Below are 17339 nucleotides of genomic sequence, written 5' to 3' on the forward strand. Positions count from 1 at the left end.
CGTTTTTGAGATTCCTCACTGCGTTCGGAATGACAAGGAACGGGGGCAGGTCAAACGTGCAGGTTCGAACCCACCCCCGTTCGCGCTTCACTTGTTAGTTAGTCGGCTGCCTCGCCGCCTTTCTTTCCACTGCATGCAGCACTCAAGGTCAAGGCACCGGTCATGATGATCATCATAAAAAGGCTTCTGTTCATAATGAATTGAATTTAAACGTTTATCATTGCGTTTAGCCTGTTTATTCTATGGCTCTGACGGAGTTCATCACCGCGTCGGGATACCGTGCATTCCGGCAGGTGTTTCGCCTTTACCCTCTTTCTTGTTGCAGCTTGCGCTACCGATCGTCAGGATCAGTGCCAGTGCGGTCATCATAAAAATGGTTACTTTCATCTTGTTACTTGTTTTTAATATAATACTTATATGAATAAAATATGAATGATATGATTCAGTCGGTGCCGAAGAGACGGCGCTCGCGTTCTCTATCATTCAGAGCACTCTTTTCTGTCACTTTTGGCTTGACCCAAAAGTAACCAAAAAGTCAAGGCTTCGTGCTCTTCACACGCCTTCGCGAGGCTTGCAGGTCGGAAAATCAGGTAACTCGCTTCGCTTCGGACAGCCTGATTTTCTTTCGCCCTGCTCGCTGCTCCGTCGGCTCACCGCCCGAGGCCCATGGACAAAATTAATTGTCAATTAACCATTAATTTGTCATTCAGAGCGAAGCGAAGAATCTTTTCCCTTTTCGAGGCGAGATTCCTCACGGTGTTCGGAATGACAAAGGGTGACGTTCGGATTCCGTGTACCCGGCATAACCATTGACCATTGACAATTAACAACTGAATTACGTCAGGCTTTCAGCCCTCCGCCGAGGGGGTTGCCTGTTTTCCCAACGCTTCGCTTCGCTGCACATTGGGCTGAATTAACGTGCCCTTTCAGGGCTTTTACAGCGGTCAGCAAACACCTCAACAGATCAACAACTCAACACCTAAACACCTCAACGCCCCGAAGGGGTTAGCTCGACCGAGGCCCATGGGACGAACGCCGAGGGCGTTCGAGGCGAGATTCCTTACTTCGTTCGGAATGACAAAGGGGGGCGCACTCCCTCGCATGGTATATGCGTGCTTCGAGTTAAGGCTACATCTGTCGTTCAATACACTTTTCACTTTCTTTCAAAGCGCTTCTTTTGTTATTCAGAGCGTCAGCGATAATTCCGCCGATCCAATCGAATCAAAATATACTTGCTTTTTAAAAACCCCCTCTCCCTTGGTTTCCGCGCTACTACGGGGAAGTCTGTGCGGGAGAGGAGGAAAATGAAAAAGAGACAATGTTGTTTCAATATGAGTTATTCCGTTTAATCGAGTCCTTTGAACTCATGATCGAACGAAATAGGTTTCACCTGCGAATGCATACCGGCGCTGTTATTGACGATAAAGAATTTGCCTTTTTCTCCCGGTTCTCCCGGTTTTTTGGTCTTGAGTACATACAATCCGTCGGAAGTGCCATTCTGACCGCTGGAACCGTTATCCCGTCCCTTGGTCTTTATTCTCAGGAACAGAAATTTGCTCTGGAAGATTTCCGAAGGCTGATATGCCTTTGCCGGATCTACGATGACTTCGACCGTATAGGGTTTGGTCGGATTGTATCCGTTGCCCGGCTCGGCGCCTTTGAGGTATGCAGCTATCTGGTAAGGACGGTTGTAGTTGATATCGCCCCCGAAGAGTTCTTTGAGTCGGCTGACAACAGCGTTCACATTCGACAATGTATTGTTGAGTTTAATACATTCGAGGCCGATGCTTCGGTCGCGGCGGTACATTTCCATGGCCATCACTTGCAGAGCTACCGCGCCGTGCGGCTCGCCACCGATCTTTTCACGCACGGCCTTGAATTCATCGACCGTGGCGGGGAATCGGTTGAACTCGACCGTTCCGCTCTGCCCTTTGGTGTAGTTGGTATGGTCGATCTTACCGGTAATCTTCACATCGAGGGCGACTAACGGTTTTTCCTCTTTTTTGACTGTGACGGCACAGGTAGCTGAAGCGCCTCCGGCTTTGGCCGTGATGGTGGCCGTACCGGCAGCAACACCGGTGACTTCGCCCGAGGTCGATACTTTGGCTACGCCTTCGTTACTGCTGCTCCAGCTGACGATCTTAACGGATGCGTTGGCCGGCTCTACCGTGGCCGTAAGCGTTTCGTGCCCGTTGATTTGCAGTTCGAGCGTCGTCTTGTCAAGTTTGACGGCTGTGACGGCAACGGTGCCTCCGCCGCTTCCGCCGCTTCCGCCACTACCTCCGCTTCCGCCACTACCTCCGCTGCCTCCCGAACCGCTGCCACCTCCGGGAGTGGGGGTCGGGGTAGGTTCATCTTTGTCGCACGCCGTGCAGCATAACACACTTACAATAGCCAGTACCGCTATTCTTGTCATCCAAAAAATCTTTTTCATGTCCTTTTAATTTAATAAATTGTTATACATATTGATTAGTAATGTTCTTTGCCTTGTTTATATCGTCGGGAAGTTTCGTTTCTTGGCGTCTTCCTCCAAGTATTCGCGGATGCGGAACCCGAACATTCCGGCCACGAGATTGTTGGGCATCTGACGCACGGCGCGGTTGAAGCGCGTTACCGAGTCATTGTAAATCATTCGGCTGTGGCGTACGTTTTCTTCATACTGTTTCATGTCGTTCATCGTCGAGAGGTAAATCCGGTCGGCTTTAAGGTCGGGGTATGTTTCGCTTAACATGTTGATGCGGCCGACTAATTTGCCGATAAGTCCTTCCTGCTCTTCGATGTCTTGTGCCGACGCAGTGGGTTTCAGATCCCGACGCATGGAAATGACGTCGGTCAGAGTCTGATATTCATGTTCGGAATACTGTTTGACCATATCTATCAAGGCCGTAATCAAATCCCACCGGCTTGACAGTTGCACTCCGATTTGGTTCATGGCGTTGGTGCACAATTCTTCCCGCTGTACCAGTCCGCGCTGAACCGAGATAGCCCAGAAAAGCAACACGGCGATAATTCCGACAATAATTGCAAGTTCCATTCTTTTTTTGTTGTTTATTTAAAACTTGTTTTTTAGTGAAACCACCTTCCCTCCAAGGAGATTTCAGGTAATACATCTTCATATAAAAAACAATCGTATCGTATCAAGCCTCGAACGAGGGAGTCGAAGACGGTGATACGTTTTTTATATCCGTTATCGCGCTCCGCCTCCGCGTCCGCCACCGGTATGTCCTCCTCCTCCTCCGAGCGAAACAAATCCTCCTCCTCCGGAAGCCCTGAATTCTTTTGCCTTGTACGAGAAGGATCCGTTGACGAACCGACCGGAGAGGTCCCGACTCATTATCGACACCGTTGTACGGTCGTAGCCTTGGGTCAGCTCCTTTTGGCGGAAGTATTCGGGCGAGAGCGCTTTGAATTCGTTCTCCACTTTGTCGGCGATGCCGAAGAGCGAAGCGAACGTCAGGTAGTCGTCCCACAGCGCCACCTCGCGGGCTTGTCGCTCGTTGATGAGACTGAAGTCGTTCAAGTAATTCCGGAACTCGGGTACCGTGCGCGCCATCTCGCGGCCGCGGCGGGTGAAGCGGTTGTTCAGCACCGCCCCGTTGCGATCGAAGGTCTTTTCGCCGTAAGTCTTTGTCGCTTTGATCCACTGATAGAGTCGCATGCCGTTCTCTTCTTTGTCCTTTGCCCACTTCGAGAACTCGTGCGGCTGCAGGATCAGGTCTTTGCCGGCGGCGGCGCGCATGATCTTGTAGAGCCTGTATTCCACATCACTCATAAACTCACTCTCGGAGGGCTTCTCGTCGCCAAACGAGAGGGTGGGGCGCTTTTCGTCCGGCCGTTGGGAGATGCGGATCAGTCCGAGGTGGATGAAGCGTAGCAGGAGCGCCTCGATGAGGTGCTTTTCGCTGCGTCCCCACAAGGGGGTAGCCTCGTTGAGCACATAATGAGCTGCAATGAGATCGCCGCCGAGCGGGATATCGCGACACCAGCCCGTCACACGGCGCACGCCGTAGACAGGGCGGGCGGACGTGACACCCGCAAGCTCGAGGATGACGTAAACGACCGCCCCGACGACGAATAACACGACGATGCCGGCCAACAAATATTCCCACCACTTGACACTGAAATAGATGATCGTCATGCAGACGGGCGAGAGCAGGGCGGTGTAAAGGATACGTTTCCACGTGCTCCCGTTCAACAGGGTGAAGATGAAGAAAAGGAGGCCGGACCCGATGAGCAGGGTCAGCCCGACGAGCGTGACCGTTTCGTCACCGCCCTCTTTGTAGCTGCTGCCTTCGAGGGCACGATTCTTCATGACTTCAAACGATTCGTCACGTTGATCCGTCGGCATGAACAGGTCGTTGTCGAAGCGTGCCATGACGATGACGGATTCGTCATCGTCGAGCGGCATGCGTGTCTGGGCTACGATCTGTCCGTTGACCAGATGGATATCGCCCTCGAAGCCGAAGGCCCATACGCCGGTGTTCTGCGGCGTGAAGGCCGTTGCGGAGTCGCCCTCCGCCGTTTTCTCTATGACGATGCGCACGTGCTGCGGCGGACTGCTCAGTCCTTCGGCCACAAATTGGTGGTTGAAGGCGTTGGCGTCAGACAAGCCTTTGACGAAGTGCGTCATCATGTAGGAGACAGTGAAGCGGTGATGGCCGTAGGAGCCCGTACCCCAGCAGATCTCATAATCGCCGTCGCCCTTGTGTATCAACCCGCAGCGGCCGGCTTTTGCTTCGATCGTACGGTGGGTGTCCCAGACGTCTTCGCGGAGATAAGTCTTGCCGGTCTCGTCGCTGACGGCGAGGTCTCGTATCTCTATGGCGCCGAGGTTGCCCTGCACAAGATACCATTCGGTGCCCGTCTGTACGTCCACGTCCCATATCTCGGTGATATGAGCCGTGCCGGAGCGGTCGAGCCGCACGGTGATATCAACATTGTGCACAAATGTCTCTCGCGCTATCGACAGCGAAGCCGACAGCAGGAGCAGAGTCGATATGAAAATCCATCGTTTCATCAGGTCGTTTTTTTATTTCCGGACATTGCCTGTTTGAGATAAATCTTCCTGTTTTCGCTCATCGGACTGTCTTCGGCTATCGTATTCTGCCATTCGTCACGAATATCAAGGTTCCGTTTTTTGAAACGTTGACCTGATTGACTGTAATATTTCAGAATGGCATCTTTGGCCCGTCCGCCTCGAAAGATGTCTACTTCGATGTCGTTTACAAAAACTTTCATATTCTCTTACCATTAAGATTAAAACTCCGAGCCGTATTTCCGAGTCATTGCCCAAAGCCGGTCTTCGTTTATCGTTAGCAGGATATGCGATTTCCGGATGTCCATGAGATGATTGGCTGTTTTGTAGAGCCCCGGTTACTTTTCAATATTCTCGCCTCCGGTGTAGGTCATACGGACAACATTCCTGTAATTGACCGACGGTTGCTTCTCGAGATATTTGATCATCTCGTCGGCACTGGTAACAAAAAGGTTTTGCCCTTCATCGGCTTTTTCGTAGTTGCTGACAGAGGCGACGTAGCTGTTCACAACGACTTTATACGTTCGTTTTTCGTCGAACTTCGAGCCGTCGGGCATCTTTACTTCTACCTTTTTTACTTCTTTGTTGTCCTTTCCGAGTGCGATCTTATACTGAATCCCAGACACGAAGGCCGGTCCGTAATCATCAGCGCGGCATATAGCGGCAAGCAGGCGTTTAACCTCTTCGCCGGTGAGGTTGTATACGATCAGTTCGTTGCCGAAAGGATCGAGACGGTAGATGTCGTTCACCGTGATGTTTCCTTTGGGCAGGGATTCGAATCGTACTCCTCCGTTGTTTTGCACGGCGATGTCGGCTTCGGCTGCAGCGCGTTGCGCATCGGCCATCATACAGCCCAGTTCCTGCTTGCACATGAAGTCGTCGTCGGCCCGTGTTACGACACGGGTGAGTGTTTCGTTCCGGCTGAACTCATCGACCAGCGCCTGCACTTTTTCGTCTTTACGCGGAAAATCGGTTACTTTTATCAGGCGGGCTTGCTTGTCGATCACTTTGCCGTCTTGCAACTTGAGGGTTACTTCCGTCACGTATTTAAGCCAGCGTTCGGCCTGTGTGACGAGCACGCCGCTGTGAATCTTGGAACCATGGACGGCCGTATGCGAATGTCCGCCGATGATGACATCGGCTTCGGGAAAGGCTTTCGCCAATTGTATATCCGCTTCGTAGCCGTTGTGGGTCAGCAGAATCAGCACGTCGCACCGTTCGCGCAGCCATGCATACTCGCGGGCTACTTCTTCCGGAGGACGGAATGTGATGCCTTTCACGGCAAGGGGATGAGCATCGGGAATCCCTTGCGAATTGACTTGTATCAATCCGAGTATACCGATACGTACGCCGTTGCGTTCAAACATTTTATACGGTTCGACATGCATCCGCAGCGTATCTGCCGGATACATGTTGGCGCACACGTGACGGAAGTTCGCCAAATTGATAACTTCGCGCAGTCCGGCGGGCTTGGAATCGAACTCGTGGTTGCCTACGGCCGAGAGGTCGAATCGCACGCTGTTCATCAGTGCAACCATCGGATAGCTGGTGACTGGATACATGTCGTTGAGCGGATTGCCGGTACGGTTGTCGCCTCCGGAGAGCAGCAGCAAATCGGGGTGTACCTGTCGTGCGCTGTCTACCAGCGCCGCGAATTGAGGAAACCGTTCTATAGCCGCATGGATGTCGTTTACGGAAAGAATGGTTATTTCTTTTGTCTGTGCCGATGCGGTCAGTGCAACGGCGGCAAGTAAGGATAAATAAAAACGTTTCATCATGATTTGATTTTTATAATTAAACTTATGATTGAGGTACGGTCTTTTTACTTCTGCTCTTGAGGAAGATAATTCCCGCTACGGCCGCCACCAATAACAGGATGCCGATGACGGGTCGATAAACGAGCCATGCAATAGCGATGACGATCAGTGACCATGCCAAGCCGAAAATCCAACATACAAGTCCTACGCCTGCATCGACGATGTTACCGAGGAAGGGCAGCACTTTAAAGAGCGTCGGCAAAAGGCTGAACATCGATTTTACTCCGAAAACGACAAGCAATAATCCTACGATACGCAGAATCCACGTCAGCATATTATTCTCGTCTTGTGCATTCTGAAACATATTATCGGCGCTTACCGTACCCATTTCGACCCGTGAGAATGATTCTCCGTTTTGGGTTTTATAGTCTTCAAACGTCTCACCGTTTACCTTGGCAATAAGTGAAATATCAGCCGGCATTACTTTGTAGAAGGTGATGCGGACGTCGCCAACGTGCGGACTGTTGGGCGATTGCCCGAAATAGACCGTATTTTTATCCGAATGTACCAGCGACACGCTGTCTCTCACCGATACGGACGTGTGCAACGCCTTGTTCCATTCGCGCACCTGCTCGTCGGTCATCTGTACATCCGCCGGCACGTTTCCGCTGATCGATCGTTTGATGAACTCCGGCAGCGTGTAGGCTCCGAAGGTCACGTTGTCTGCCAACTGATCTTTTTCTTCTATGGTAGTCAGTACAAAGTTCAGGTTCTTATATTCAGGGTCTTTAAATTCCGACGACTTAACAGGCTTGTCTACCCATTTCGATTCGTATGTATAGGTAGTGACCGTTTCCTGTCCGCCGCCGATTTTGTCGCGCGTCTCGCTCTTCGAGTTTTCGATCCATTGATAATATTCGACCTTGCGATTCAACTTGATGGCCAATGTCCGCACACCGAACAGTTCGTCCGAAAGCGTATCTTTCGTATCGGCAAAGGCCGAGGCATGGATCAGCTTGCCATTGAGCGACGCATCGACCGTCGAGACGTCGTCGACATGTACCGCCACCGATTCCGCTTCCTTGATCGCTTTCGAGGTTTTCACGGCGCGACCTTCATTCCACCAAAGCAGGCACGTACCGATGATGAACATCAGCAAACCGCTTACGATTCCTTTCATTGAACCGGACAACCGTTGTCCGTAACTTGTGTTTGTTGTTTCTGTATAAGCCATAATGTTACATGTTTAAATTGTTTATATTAATTGTTCCTTTTCTGTTGTTCAAATCATTTTTCACTCTTCACTTCTTTTGTCATTCAGCCGTCAGCCGTCAGCATTTCCCCCTTCGCTTCGCTCTTCCCCCCCTTTGAAGGGGGGGGATGTTCCTCTGCGTTCGGGACATCGTCTTTTGTCATTCAGAGCGCTCTTTCCGTTACTTTTGGCTTGACCCAAAAGTAACCCAAAGGTCAAGGCTTCGTGCGCTTCACACGCCTTCGCGACGCTCGCAGGTCGGAAAATCAGGTAACTCGCTTCGCTTCAGACAGCCTGATTTTCTTTCGCCCTGCTCGCTGCTCCGTCGGCTCACCGCCCGAGGCCCGAGGGGACGAACGCCGAAGCGTTCGAGGCGAGATTCCTCACTGCGTTCGGAATGACAAAGGGACATCCAAATCCATATTCATTCAGGCTTTCAGCCCTCCGCTGAGGGGGTCGCCCTATTTCCCAACGCTTCGCATTGGGCTGAATTAATGCGCCCTTTCAGGGCTGTTACAGAGCGGTCAGCTTTCAGTCCCTTGCATTCCCCCTTCCGAAGGGATAACATCCCCCCTTCGCTTCCGCTTTTCCCCCTTTGAAGGGGAGCTGGGGGGATGTTCCTCTGCGGTCGGTCATTTGTCATTCAGAGCGCTCTTTCCGTTACTTTTGGCTTGACCCAAAAGTAACCAAAAGGTCAAGGCTTCGTGCGCTTCACACGCCTTCGCGACGCTCGCAGGTCGGAAAATCAGGTAACTCGCTTCGCTCGGACAGCCTGATTTTCTTTCGCCCTGCTCGCTGCTCCGTCGGCTCACCGCCCGAGGCCCTTTGACGAACACCGAAGCGTTCGAGGCGGGATTCCTCACTGCGTTCGGAATGACAAAGGGCGGCATCCAAATCATTATTCATTCAGGCTTTCAGCCCTCCGCCGAGGGGGTCGCCCTTTTTCCCCAACGCTTCGCTTCCGCATTCCCCCCTTTGAAGGGGGGGGGAGGGGGGATGTTCCTCTGCGTTCGGTCTTTTGTCATTCAGAGCGCTCTTTCCGTTACTTTTGGCTTGACCCAAAAGTAACCAAAAAGTCAAGGCTTCGTGCGCTTCACACGCCTTCGCGACGCTCGCAGGTCGGAAAATCAGGTAACTCGCTTCGCTCGGACAGCCTGATTTTCTTTCGCCCCGCTCGCTGCTCCGTCGGCTCACCGCCCGAGGCCCAAGGACGAAATTAATTGTCAATGGTTAATTGTCAATGGTTATTTTCTAAATACATGATTCGGCGTGTACCACGCATAACAATTAACCATTAATTTGTCATTCAGCGCGTAAGCGAAGAATCTCTTTCCTCTTCCCCACGGGATTCCTCACTACGTTCGGAATGACAAAGGGTGGCGTTCGGAATGACAAAGGGGGTTATTTGCGTCCATTCGCGTCATTTGCGAAATTTGCGTTCGGATACCGTGTACCCTGCATAACAATTAACCATTAATTTGTCATTCAGCGCGAAGCGAAGAATCTCTTTTTCCACTATTCGTCTTTCACTATTCATTGTTCGTCCTTTACTGTTTTAGCTACCTTGATTATTTTGCTGTTTTTTTCACTTTTCACTCTTCGGCATACTTTCTTCATTTGCTTGTCTACTTCTGTCTCCACCATCTCCTTGATGGTATCAAGTAACTCCATGCGTTCTTCTGCAAGATGCAGCGCCTTGTCGATCTTCTTTTCATGTTTTTCTTTTTTCCTTTTCATTATGCCGGAATCTTTTTTTTCTGTTGCAAATTTAGCCTCTGTTCGGGCGATCGGACTTGCTCAAATCGGACAAAAACCTGCTCAAATCGGACATTTTTTATCACCCCCGACTTGCTTAAATCGGACATCGATGGTTCTCAAACGGCAGTATAATAGTTTTTTATGTAGAAACAACGGGGGATATAGCACCTCATAATGGTATTTGGAAGAAAAAATTATTCTTCGATAAAATTTGTTTTTTAGGAGAGGATTTACGACTTTTGATGCGGACAAACAACATTATCCTAAATTTTATAGATATTGTCGATATGCCGTTCAACAGTAACGTCACTTTTTTATTCACCGCTTTATCGGTGTTTCTTTTTATGTTTCTTTCGTGCGATAAGATTTACGAACGATCGGATCGGGAAGGACATGCAGCGACAGATTCCCTTATGCTACAGGCTTACACAGGCGACTCCTTAGCCGTATCATTGCGGATAAACACCTCGGAAATCGAAAAGACTTACGATGCCTTCCTGAAAACAAGAGATACGGAGAAGAAAATCATGGCTGCCAATCAGTTGTTCGAGACGTTGTATCAAGACGGTTCGATCGATTCACTGATCGTTTTTGCTCCCGGTGAAAACCTTGAAAGGTTGGAATTTTATGCTCATTACTATATGGGCGAATATTTTATTCTGTTCAACCGTTTTGATGAGAGCATCCGCAGCTTCGAATGGGCACGGAGTTTTTACTCCGAAAAATACGTAGGGGAGGAGGCTTTGTCGGACTTGCTGTCATCGCTGAGCGTATGCCTTCAACGCAAGGGCGAATTTCACCGGGCGCTGGAAGCTGTCAAAGAGAGCTACGCCCTTGATGAGGTGTCGGGCGACAAGGAACGCATTAGCACCTCGCTCAACAATATGGCTGCTCTCTATCTTGCCATGAAACAGCCGAAGCTGGCCAAGGATATGATCCTTAAAGCGATCGGCATAGAACGTGAACTGAACCGCGACCGCGTGCTCGCCATCCGGTTAGGCATCGCTTCGGAAGTGTATCTGAAGCTCGACGATCCTCGTAAGTCGTTGGAATTTTCGGAAGAAGCATACCGCCTCGACATGGGAGGCAACCGTCCGCACAAGGCTGCCGTCCGCCAATGTCAGATGGCAAGCGCTTACTATCAGTTGAAGGAATATGACCGCGCACGCCAGCTGCTTGACGAAGCCATCCCCGTACTCACGGAAAGCGGTAACCGTCCGTCGCTGGCTATTGCATCGTTACAGCTCGGCGGAGTGCACGAAGCGCTCGGTAACCGCAAGCAGGCCCTCGAAGCATACCGGCAAGCCATTTCCGACGCCGTGCAGGTACATGCCCGTTATGTGGAGAAAAACGCTCGATACGCGGCTTATAAGGTGATGCGCGACATGAACGATCCCGGCGCACTGCTGCAACTGGAACGTTATACCGAACTGAACGACTCGATGTACCGGCACGAATCGGAGCAGATGATCGAACAGTACTACGCTCTTTACAAAACGGAAGAGATCAGTAAGGAGAGTGAGAAACACAGGGAAAGCCTGCGGGTCTCCATCTTCGTGGGAGCGATTGTAGCCGTCGTGCTGCTCGCTATCGTGCTGTTCCTGATATATCTTGTATACCTCCAACGGCTGCGCTCGCGAATGATGCGGCAGGTGGAAAAATTGCGCACCGGCTTCTTTACGAACATCACCCACGAATTGCGTACACCGCTCACGGTGATCCTCGGCTTGAGCCGAAACATCAGTGAAGACGAGAGCTTGCCGGAAAAGACACGTCTTGAGGGAAGCGCCGTCGAACGGCAGGGCAATCAATTGCTGACGCTCATTAACCAGCTGCTCGACATCTCGAAAGTGAGATCGGCACTTGGCGAACCGGACTGGCGGCATGGCAACATGACGGCATTCATCGGGATGATCATCGACGGATACCGCGAATATGCTCGCGAGAAAGAGATCGATCTTCAATACGTAACCGACAGACCGGTGGAGGCCGACTTTGTGCCTGATTATGTGAACAAGATACTCAATAACTTGCTTTCGAATGCGTTCAAATTTACTCCGGCCAACGGGAGGGTGCGTGTGAATGTCACCTCTGATGGCGATGACATAACCATCACTGTGGCTGACACCGGAAAGGGGATCCCCAAGGAGAACCTCGCCCATGTGTTCGATCCGTTCTATCAGGGGGAATACGAAGGAGGTAATATCGGTACCGGCGTGGGACTGGCATTGGTGTGGCAGATTGTTCGGTCGGTCGACGGAGAAGTGAGCGTGAAGAGTGAACCGGACAAGGGCAGCGCCTTTACCGTGCGGTTGCCGAAACGGCATGGCGATGGTAAATGGAAACCATTGGAGACAAGAGAACCTAAACCGATTTTTGCCCTAACGACGGAGGAAAGCGGTATAGAAGATCGTGTGACCGGCGAAGAGAATCGTACACGTCTGCTCATTATTGAAGATAATAACGATGTAGCACGCTACATCGGCAGTCAAATCTCCGACGAATACGATATTTTCTTTGCATCCGACGGTAGGCACGGGCTGGAAAAAGCGCGCGAAATTGTGCCTGACCTGATGATCACCGACCTGATGATGCCCGAGATGGACGGACTTGAAGTGTGCCGGAGCGTACGTGCCGATGAACTGATCAGTCACGTGCCTATCATTGTGATTACGGCCAAAGTGACGGATGCCGACCGTGTGAAAGGATTAGAGGCCGGGGCGGATGCCTATCTCGGAAAACCGTTCAATGGCGACGAACTGCGTGTGCGCATCCGAAAATTGCTTGAACAGCGTCGCTTCTTGCGCGAAAAGTTCTCGAAGGCGCTGGCCGAAGGCAAGGAGGCCGAAGTACAGCACACCGATGCCGACAACCGTTTCCTCTCCAAAACGGTCGATGCCGTCTATCTGCTGATGGACAAGCAGCAGTTGGACGTGAATGCGCTGGCCGACAAACTTTGTCTGAGTCCGCGCCAGTTTCATCGCAAAATAACCGGATTGACGGGAGAGACACCCATGGCTTTTGTCATGCAAATAAGGATGAAACGGGCAAAGCAATTGCTCGATTCCAAGCCCGAATGGAGCATCGACGAGGTGGCCGAACATTGCGGATTCGATCACTATTCCGGCTTTTATCACGCTTTTAAGAAAATGTTCGGCATCTCTCCTTCGCAATACAGGCGAAGAGGAGCGGAGTAATTCCGGATTTGTTGGCCGAACCTTGAAAATCTGAAAGCCCATACGGATAAAAAGAGAGCCGACTCATTTTGAGTCGGCTCTCTTTTCAGGAAACTTGATGCGGTTGCTCTGCCGAAACGTGCAATGTGATTCCGGCAAAGTAACTCACTGTTTATTTACTCGTGGAACAGCTGATTCTCAGCGATCGCTTCAAATTTTTCGGCATCGGCTTTGCGGATTTTTACGCTACCGTTGCCCCAGTTTGAAGGCCATCCGCCGATGATGTGTCCGAGGAAGACGACCTTAAACTCGTGCAGTCCTTTGGCCAGCGCTACCGAACAGTCGCGACGCGAGAAGCGTTTCGTTTCGCCGGTGTTGCTGATCAGCCTCCGACCGTCGACCCATACCTCTTCGAGGTCGGACGAGAAGTAGTAGACGCCGTCTTCGGGAATGTCTACATAGCCTTCGGCTATGGCGGCATATTGCTTCACTCCGCGCATCGATTCGCTGCTTTTAACGACCTTTGTAATTTCAGCAAGGCTCTTGATCGTCGATGCTTTCCAGTCGGTAACATCCGCCAACTTCGACGGTTCGAGGAACATGCCGTCCGTTACCTGCATCTTCAAACCCGGCTTGGCCGCAGCTACTTCTTTGGCCGGTGCCAGTGCCTGCTTCTCTACGGTGATGGTGCGCACGGGGCTCATCTTTCCCGAAGGCAGTACGGAACGGATTTTCAACGTGGCTGATTCCGTAAATTCCAGCGGCGATTCGTATATGGCCGATTCGGGTGTGGGATCGTTGCCGTCTGTCGTGTAAACGACCTTGACAGGGCGGTTCGTCGTAAACTCGAGCGATGCCTTATCGGTGAACGCCACGAAATTGCATGATCCGTTCGGCTGTTCGGGCTGAGGAATGTAATAGTTAACCTTATGTTCGTCGAGACGCACGCAGGCGTTGTCCAACCGGCGCAAGAAGTCGTTATAGTTTTTCTTCTCGGGCTGTGTCCATGCAATCTCGCTTAGCGCCAGCACACGCGGATAAGCGCGATATTCCAAGATGTCGGTCGTGTACAGGTATTCCGACCACAAATTACATTGAACGCCTTTGACGAAGTGGTCTTTGCCGAGCTTGATCAGGGTGTCGGGTGTCGGGTTGTAACTGTACGTCTTCTCTAACTTCGCGTTGCCGCCGATGGCTACCGGCTCGATTTTCGGATCGCCCTGATAGTGGTCGATATACATCCCTCCCGATCCGGGCGTCATGATCACGTCGTGATCCATATTAGCCGCGGCAATGCCGCCGGCCTCGCCACGCCACGACATTACCGTGGCCGATGGTGCCAGACCGCCTTCCAGAATTTCGTCCCAGCCAATCAGACGCTTGCCGTGTCCGTTCAGCACTTTCTCGATACGACGGATTACGTAGCTCTGCAGCTCTTCTTCGTTCTTCAGACCTTCTTCGCGGATACGCTTTTGGCAAAGCGGACATTGCTTCCAGCTGCTCTTGGGACACTCGTCTCCGCCGATGTGGAAATAGGTGCCGGGGAACAGCGGGATCATTTCGGCGATTACGTCTTCAAGAAACCGGAAAGTCTCTTCTTTTCCGGGGCACATGACAATGTCTTCGACGCCCCAAATGATACGCGGCGTGATGGAATCGCCCTTGCACGAAAGTTCCGGATAGGCTGCGATGGCTGCGAGTTCATGTCCCGGAATTTCCAGTTCGGGAACGACGGTGATAAAACGCTCGGCAGCATAGGCTACGATTTCTTTGATCTCTTCCTGAGTGTAGAAACCGCCGTACTCCGTACCTTCTCCGTCGATACGCTTCGACCCGATCTCCGCCAGTTTCGGATACTTCTTGATCTCGATACGCCAGCCCTGATCTTCGGTCAGATGCCAGTGCAAGCGGTTGATCTTGAAGAGGGCTAAAACATCGATATGCTTCTTCACATTCTCGACCGGGATAAAGTGACGGCACGGATCGAGCATGACTCCGCGGTAGCCGAATCGGGGGGCGTCCTGAATGTTTACGCACGGAGCCACCCATGCCATACCATCGACGGTTGTGCTGCTTTCCACCTCGGCGGGCAGCAGTTGCAGGAAGCTCTGCATGGCGTAGAACAATCCTTGTGGGGTGCGCGCCTTGGCCGTGACCTTGTCTTTCGTTACCTCCAGTGTATAACCTTCTTCATGCTCTACCGATTCGTCGATCAGTAACGCGATCGCATTCGATGCCGTTTCCTGGTCGGTCACTTGCAGCGTAAAACCGGTTGAGAGGTTGAGCTTGCCGGCGATAAACTCGGCGACCGTCCGGGCACCGGCGTCCTGTGCATAAAAAACGGTGTTCTTTTTCAGCTGAAAAGAACCTTCGCCCTGCTCCAGACTTTGCGGTTGAGGAATGATGTTGATTCCCTGATTGTAACTTTGCTGATTCGTGACCGGTTGCTTATTGTCGCACGCCGTCAGGCAGCATGCGCCGATCACTGCGGATAAAAATAATTTCTTCATATAATAATATAATAATTGAATTTGTGTTCCGGAGGATTACCATGCATACAACGGATAGTCTTTCATCGTCTGATTCACTTTGCTGCGCACGGAAGCGATCGTTGTTTCCGATTCGGGATTGGAAAGTACGGTGTCGATCATCTCGACAATCTCACCCATCAGCGGCTCTTTTACTCCGCGTGTGGTGATGGCCGGCGTACCGATACGGATGCCCGATGTTTGGAACGGCGAACGGCTGTCGAACGGTACCATATTCTTGTTCACCGTAATATCGGCGGCAACTAGCGCTTTTTCAGCTACCTTACCTGTCAACTCGGGGAATTTGGTACGCAGGTCGATAAGCATGCTGTGGTTGTCCGTTCCGCCCGAAATGATTTTGTAGCCCTTATCGATAAAGGCTTGTGCCATCACGGCTGCATTTTTCTTTACCTGTGTTTGATAAGTCTTGTATTCGGGTTCAAGCGCTTCGCCGAATGACACGGCTTTGGCGGCAATCACATGTTCGAGCGGACCACCCTGAATACCGGGGAATACCGCCGAATCGAGCAGCTGAGACATGGTTTTGATTTCGCCTTTCGGTGTTTTCTTGCCCCATGGATTTTCAAAATCCTTGCCCAGCAAAATCACACCACCGCGCGGGCCGCGCAGGGTCTTATGCGTCGTTGAAGTGACGATATGGGCGTGTGGCAGCGGGTTGTTCAGTAAACCGGCAGCAATCAGGCCGGCCGGGTGTGCCATATCGATCATCAGCAATGCGCCGACTTTGTCGGCAATCGCACGCATTCTGGCATAATCCCAGTCCCGAGAATAAGCGGAAGCTCCTCCGACAATTAATTTCGGTTTCTCGCGCAATGCCACTTCTTCCATCTGTTCGTAATCCACGCGTCCCGTATCTTCTTTTACATTATATTCGACGGCGCGATACAAGATACCTGAGCTGTTTACCGGCGAACCGTGCGAAAGATGCCCTCCGTGCGAGAGGTTTAAGCCTAAGAACGTATCGCCCGGATTCAGGACTGCCAGAAAGACGGCCGCGTTTGCCTGTGCTCCAGAATGTGGCTGCACGTTAGCCCATTCGGCCCCGAAGAGCTTTTTCAGCCGTTCGATGGCCAGATTCTCGCTTTCGTCTACCACTTCGCAGCCCCCGTAATAACGTTTCCCGGGATATCCTTCGGCATACTTGTTGGTAAGGTAACTGCCCATGGCCTGCATCACCTGTTCACTCACGAAGTTTTCCGAAGCAATCAACTCGATACCTTTCAACTGGCGTTGATGTTCACGTTCGATAATTTCAAAAATTACACTGTCTCGTTTCATAGAAATATATTTGTTAAAGATTTATATGTTTGTTTATCCTTCCGTCTGTTGCTATAATCACTTGTTTTTCATTTTTATTTTAGAGGCGTAAAGGTATTGTTTTTTTATGAATATACCGAATGATTGCGGGGGATTCTCTGTTAAAAAGTTATTTCGCATACGTTACATATACGACTGGCATGACACACTCATAAATGAACCTTGAGGAAGGCCCAGTCTCTTTTATTTCGTCCATGCCATAGGAGGGGTAGAAAGGGTGCATTTGTAGGTATAGTTCAGCCTTTGCAAACGATGCGTCGGTTGGCATGTATGTTGGGAAAATCGTTTCGATACGGAGTATAAAAAAACGTCTCGGCTAGAAAAAGCCAAGACGTTTTATGATTTTCTTTTGTTGCTCTGCAACTTCTGAAAGTAGTCCCGCCGGGAATCGAACCCGGATTTAAAGTTTAGGAAACTTCCGTTCTATCCATTGAACTACAGAACCGGTTCTTAAAAGGACCGGCCAACCGCTTTAACCGTCGGCCGGTAGTCCCT

14 protein-coding genes and 1 tRNA gene are annotated in these 17339 nt (G+C 51.1%); 1 reads left to right on the plus strand and 14 read right to left on the minus strand.

The genetic code is table 11. The features are described from left to right. Window positions 1-261: 261 nt before the first annotated feature. The 11 genes from Tanf_RS15780 to Tanf_RS04480 form a co-directional block, all read right to left on the minus strand. Entirely contained in the window at window positions 262-387 is a 126-nt protein-coding gene (locus tag Tanf_RS15780; RefSeq protein ID WP_256122214.1) for a hypothetical protein, read from the minus strand. A gap of 958 nt (window positions 388-1345) precedes the next feature. Then, on the minus strand, window positions 1346-2434 hold the full coding sequence (locus Tanf_RS14155) for an Ig-like domain-containing protein (RefSeq protein WP_236684383.1): 1089 nt from the start codon (window positions 2432-2434) through the stop codon (window positions 1346-1348). A 57-nt stretch (window positions 2435-2491) separates the two neighbouring features. After that, window positions 2492-3034: a LemA family protein gene (locus Tanf_RS04440; protein ID WP_014225244.1), complete on the minus strand. Its 543-nt coding sequence runs from the start codon at window positions 3032-3034 to the stop codon at window positions 2492-2494. A gap of 153 nt (window positions 3035-3187) precedes the next feature. Then, window positions 3188-5017, minus strand: coding sequence for a DUF2207 family protein (locus Tanf_RS04445; RefSeq protein WP_046825022.1), 1830 nt, complete (start codon window positions 5015-5017; stop codon window positions 3188-3190). Beyond that, window positions 5017-5238: a hypothetical protein gene (locus Tanf_RS04450; RefSeq protein WP_014225246.1), complete on the minus strand. Its 222-nt coding sequence runs from the start codon at window positions 5236-5238 to the stop codon at window positions 5017-5019. Before Tanf_RS04450 ends, Tanf_RS04445 begins: the two co-directional genes overlap by 1 nt. 135 nt (window positions 5239-5373) lie before the next feature. Next, window positions 5374-6813 (minus strand): bifunctional metallophosphatase/5'-nucleotidase, encoded by a 1440-nt coding sequence (locus Tanf_RS04455; protein WP_052448998.1) that lies wholly within the window; start codon window positions 6811-6813, stop codon window positions 5374-5376. Window positions 6814-6835: 22 nt separating this feature from the next. After that, complete coding sequence (locus Tanf_RS04460; protein ID WP_080948546.1) at window positions 6836-8026, minus strand: TMEM43 family protein; 1191 nt, start codon at window positions 8024-8026, stop codon at window positions 6836-6838. Between the two features lie 250 nt (window positions 8027-8276). Next, window positions 8277-8456, minus strand: coding sequence for a hypothetical protein (locus Tanf_RS15050; RefSeq protein WP_161794936.1), 180 nt, complete (start codon window positions 8454-8456; stop codon window positions 8277-8279). A gap of 220 nt (window positions 8457-8676) precedes the next feature. Further along, window positions 8677-8943: a hypothetical protein gene (locus tag Tanf_RS15055; protein ID WP_161794937.1), complete on the minus strand. Its 267-nt coding sequence runs from the start codon at window positions 8941-8943 to the stop codon at window positions 8677-8679. 7 nt (window positions 8944-8950) lie between these two features. Beyond that, the gene (locus Tanf_RS15465) at window positions 8951-9271 is read right to left on the minus strand and encodes a hypothetical protein (RefSeq protein WP_046825027.1); all 321 of its coding nucleotides are present in this window, start codon (window positions 9269-9271) and stop codon (window positions 8951-8953) included. 306 nt (window positions 9272-9577) lie between these two features. Then, window positions 9578-9781, minus strand: a complete 204-nt coding sequence (locus Tanf_RS04480) for a hypothetical protein (protein WP_046825028.1) — start codon at window positions 9779-9781, stop codon at window positions 9578-9580. A 308-nt stretch (window positions 9782-10089) separates the two neighbouring features. Between Tanf_RS04480 and Tanf_RS04485 the strand changes: the two genes are divergently transcribed. Further along, window positions 10090-12999: a hybrid sensor histidine kinase/response regulator transcription factor gene (locus Tanf_RS04485; RefSeq protein WP_161794938.1), complete on the plus strand. Its 2910-nt coding sequence runs from the start codon at window positions 10090-10092 to the stop codon at window positions 12997-12999. Window positions 13000-13154: 155 nt separating this feature from the next. Here Tanf_RS04485 and Tanf_RS04490 read toward each other — a convergent pair whose 3' ends face one another. From Tanf_RS04490 to Tanf_RS04500, 3 genes are all read right to left on the minus strand, one after another. Beyond that, window positions 13155-15488 (minus strand): family 20 glycosylhydrolase, encoded by a 2334-nt coding sequence (locus Tanf_RS04490; RefSeq protein WP_046825029.1) that lies wholly within the window; start codon window positions 15486-15488, stop codon window positions 13155-13157. Between the two features lie 36 nt (window positions 15489-15524). Continuing rightward, a complete protein-coding gene (gene glyA / locus Tanf_RS04495) occupies window positions 15525-16805 on the minus strand; it encodes a serine hydroxymethyltransferase (protein WP_046825030.1) in 1281 nt (426 codons plus the stop codon). A 412-nt stretch (window positions 16806-17217) separates the two neighbouring features. Continuing rightward, window positions 17218-17289, minus strand: a tRNA-Arg gene (locus Tanf_RS04500). Between the last annotated feature and the right edge of the window lie 50 nt (window positions 17290-17339).

Origin of the sequence: Tannerella forsythia (assembly GCF_001006485.1) — a bacterium.
GTDB lineage: Bacteria > Bacteroidota > Bacteroidia > Bacteroidales > Tannerellaceae > Tannerella > Tannerella forsythia.

Bases quoted from the DNA above. Each gene is read 5' to 3' on its own strand.
- Tanf_RS15780 (WP_256122214.1), bottom strand. From the start codon at position 387: ATGAAAGTAACCATTTTTATGATGACCGCACTGGCACTGATCCTGACG.
- Tanf_RS14155 (WP_236684383.1), bottom strand. From the start codon at position 2,434: ATGAAAAAGATTTTTTGGATGACAAGAATAGCGGTACTGGCTATTGTA.
- Tanf_RS04440 (WP_014225244.1), bottom strand. From the start codon at position 3,034: ATGGAACTTGCAATTATTGTCGGAATTATCGCCGTGTTGCTTTTCTGG.
- Tanf_RS04445 (WP_046825022.1), bottom strand. From the start codon at position 5,017: ATGAAACGATGGATTTTCATATCGACTCTGCTCCTGCTGTCGGCTTCG.
- Tanf_RS04450 (WP_014225246.1), bottom strand. From the start codon at position 5,238: ATGAAAGTTTTTGTAAACGACATCGAAGTAGACATCTTTCGAGGCGGA.
- Tanf_RS04455 (WP_052448998.1), bottom strand. From the start codon at position 6,813: ATGATGAAACGTTTTTATTTATCCTTACTTGCCGCCGTTGCACTGACC.
- Tanf_RS04460 (WP_080948546.1), bottom strand. From the start codon at position 8,026: ATGGCTTATACAGAAACAACAAACACAAGTTACGGACAACGGTTGTCC.
- Tanf_RS15050 (WP_161794936.1), bottom strand. From the start codon at position 8,456: ATGTCCCTTTGTCATTCCGAACGCAGTGAGGAATCTCGCCTCGAACGC.
- Tanf_RS15055 (WP_161794937.1), bottom strand. From the start codon at position 8,943: ATGATTTGGATGCCGCCCTTTGTCATTCCGAACGCAGTGAGGAATCCC.
- Tanf_RS04480 (WP_046825028.1), bottom strand. From the start codon at position 9,781: ATGAAAAGGAAAAAAGAAAAACATGAAAAGAAGATCGACAAGGCGCTG.
- Tanf_RS04485 (WP_161794938.1), top strand. From the start codon at position 10,090: ATGCCGTTCAACAGTAACGTCACTTTTTTATTCACCGCTTTATCGGTG.
- Tanf_RS04490 (WP_046825029.1), bottom strand. From the start codon at position 15,488: ATGAAGAAATTATTTTTATCCGCAGTGATCGGCGCATGCTGCCTGACG.
- glyA (WP_046825030.1), bottom strand. From the start codon at position 16,805: ATGAAACGAGACAGTGTAATTTTTGAAATTATCGAACGTGAACATCAA.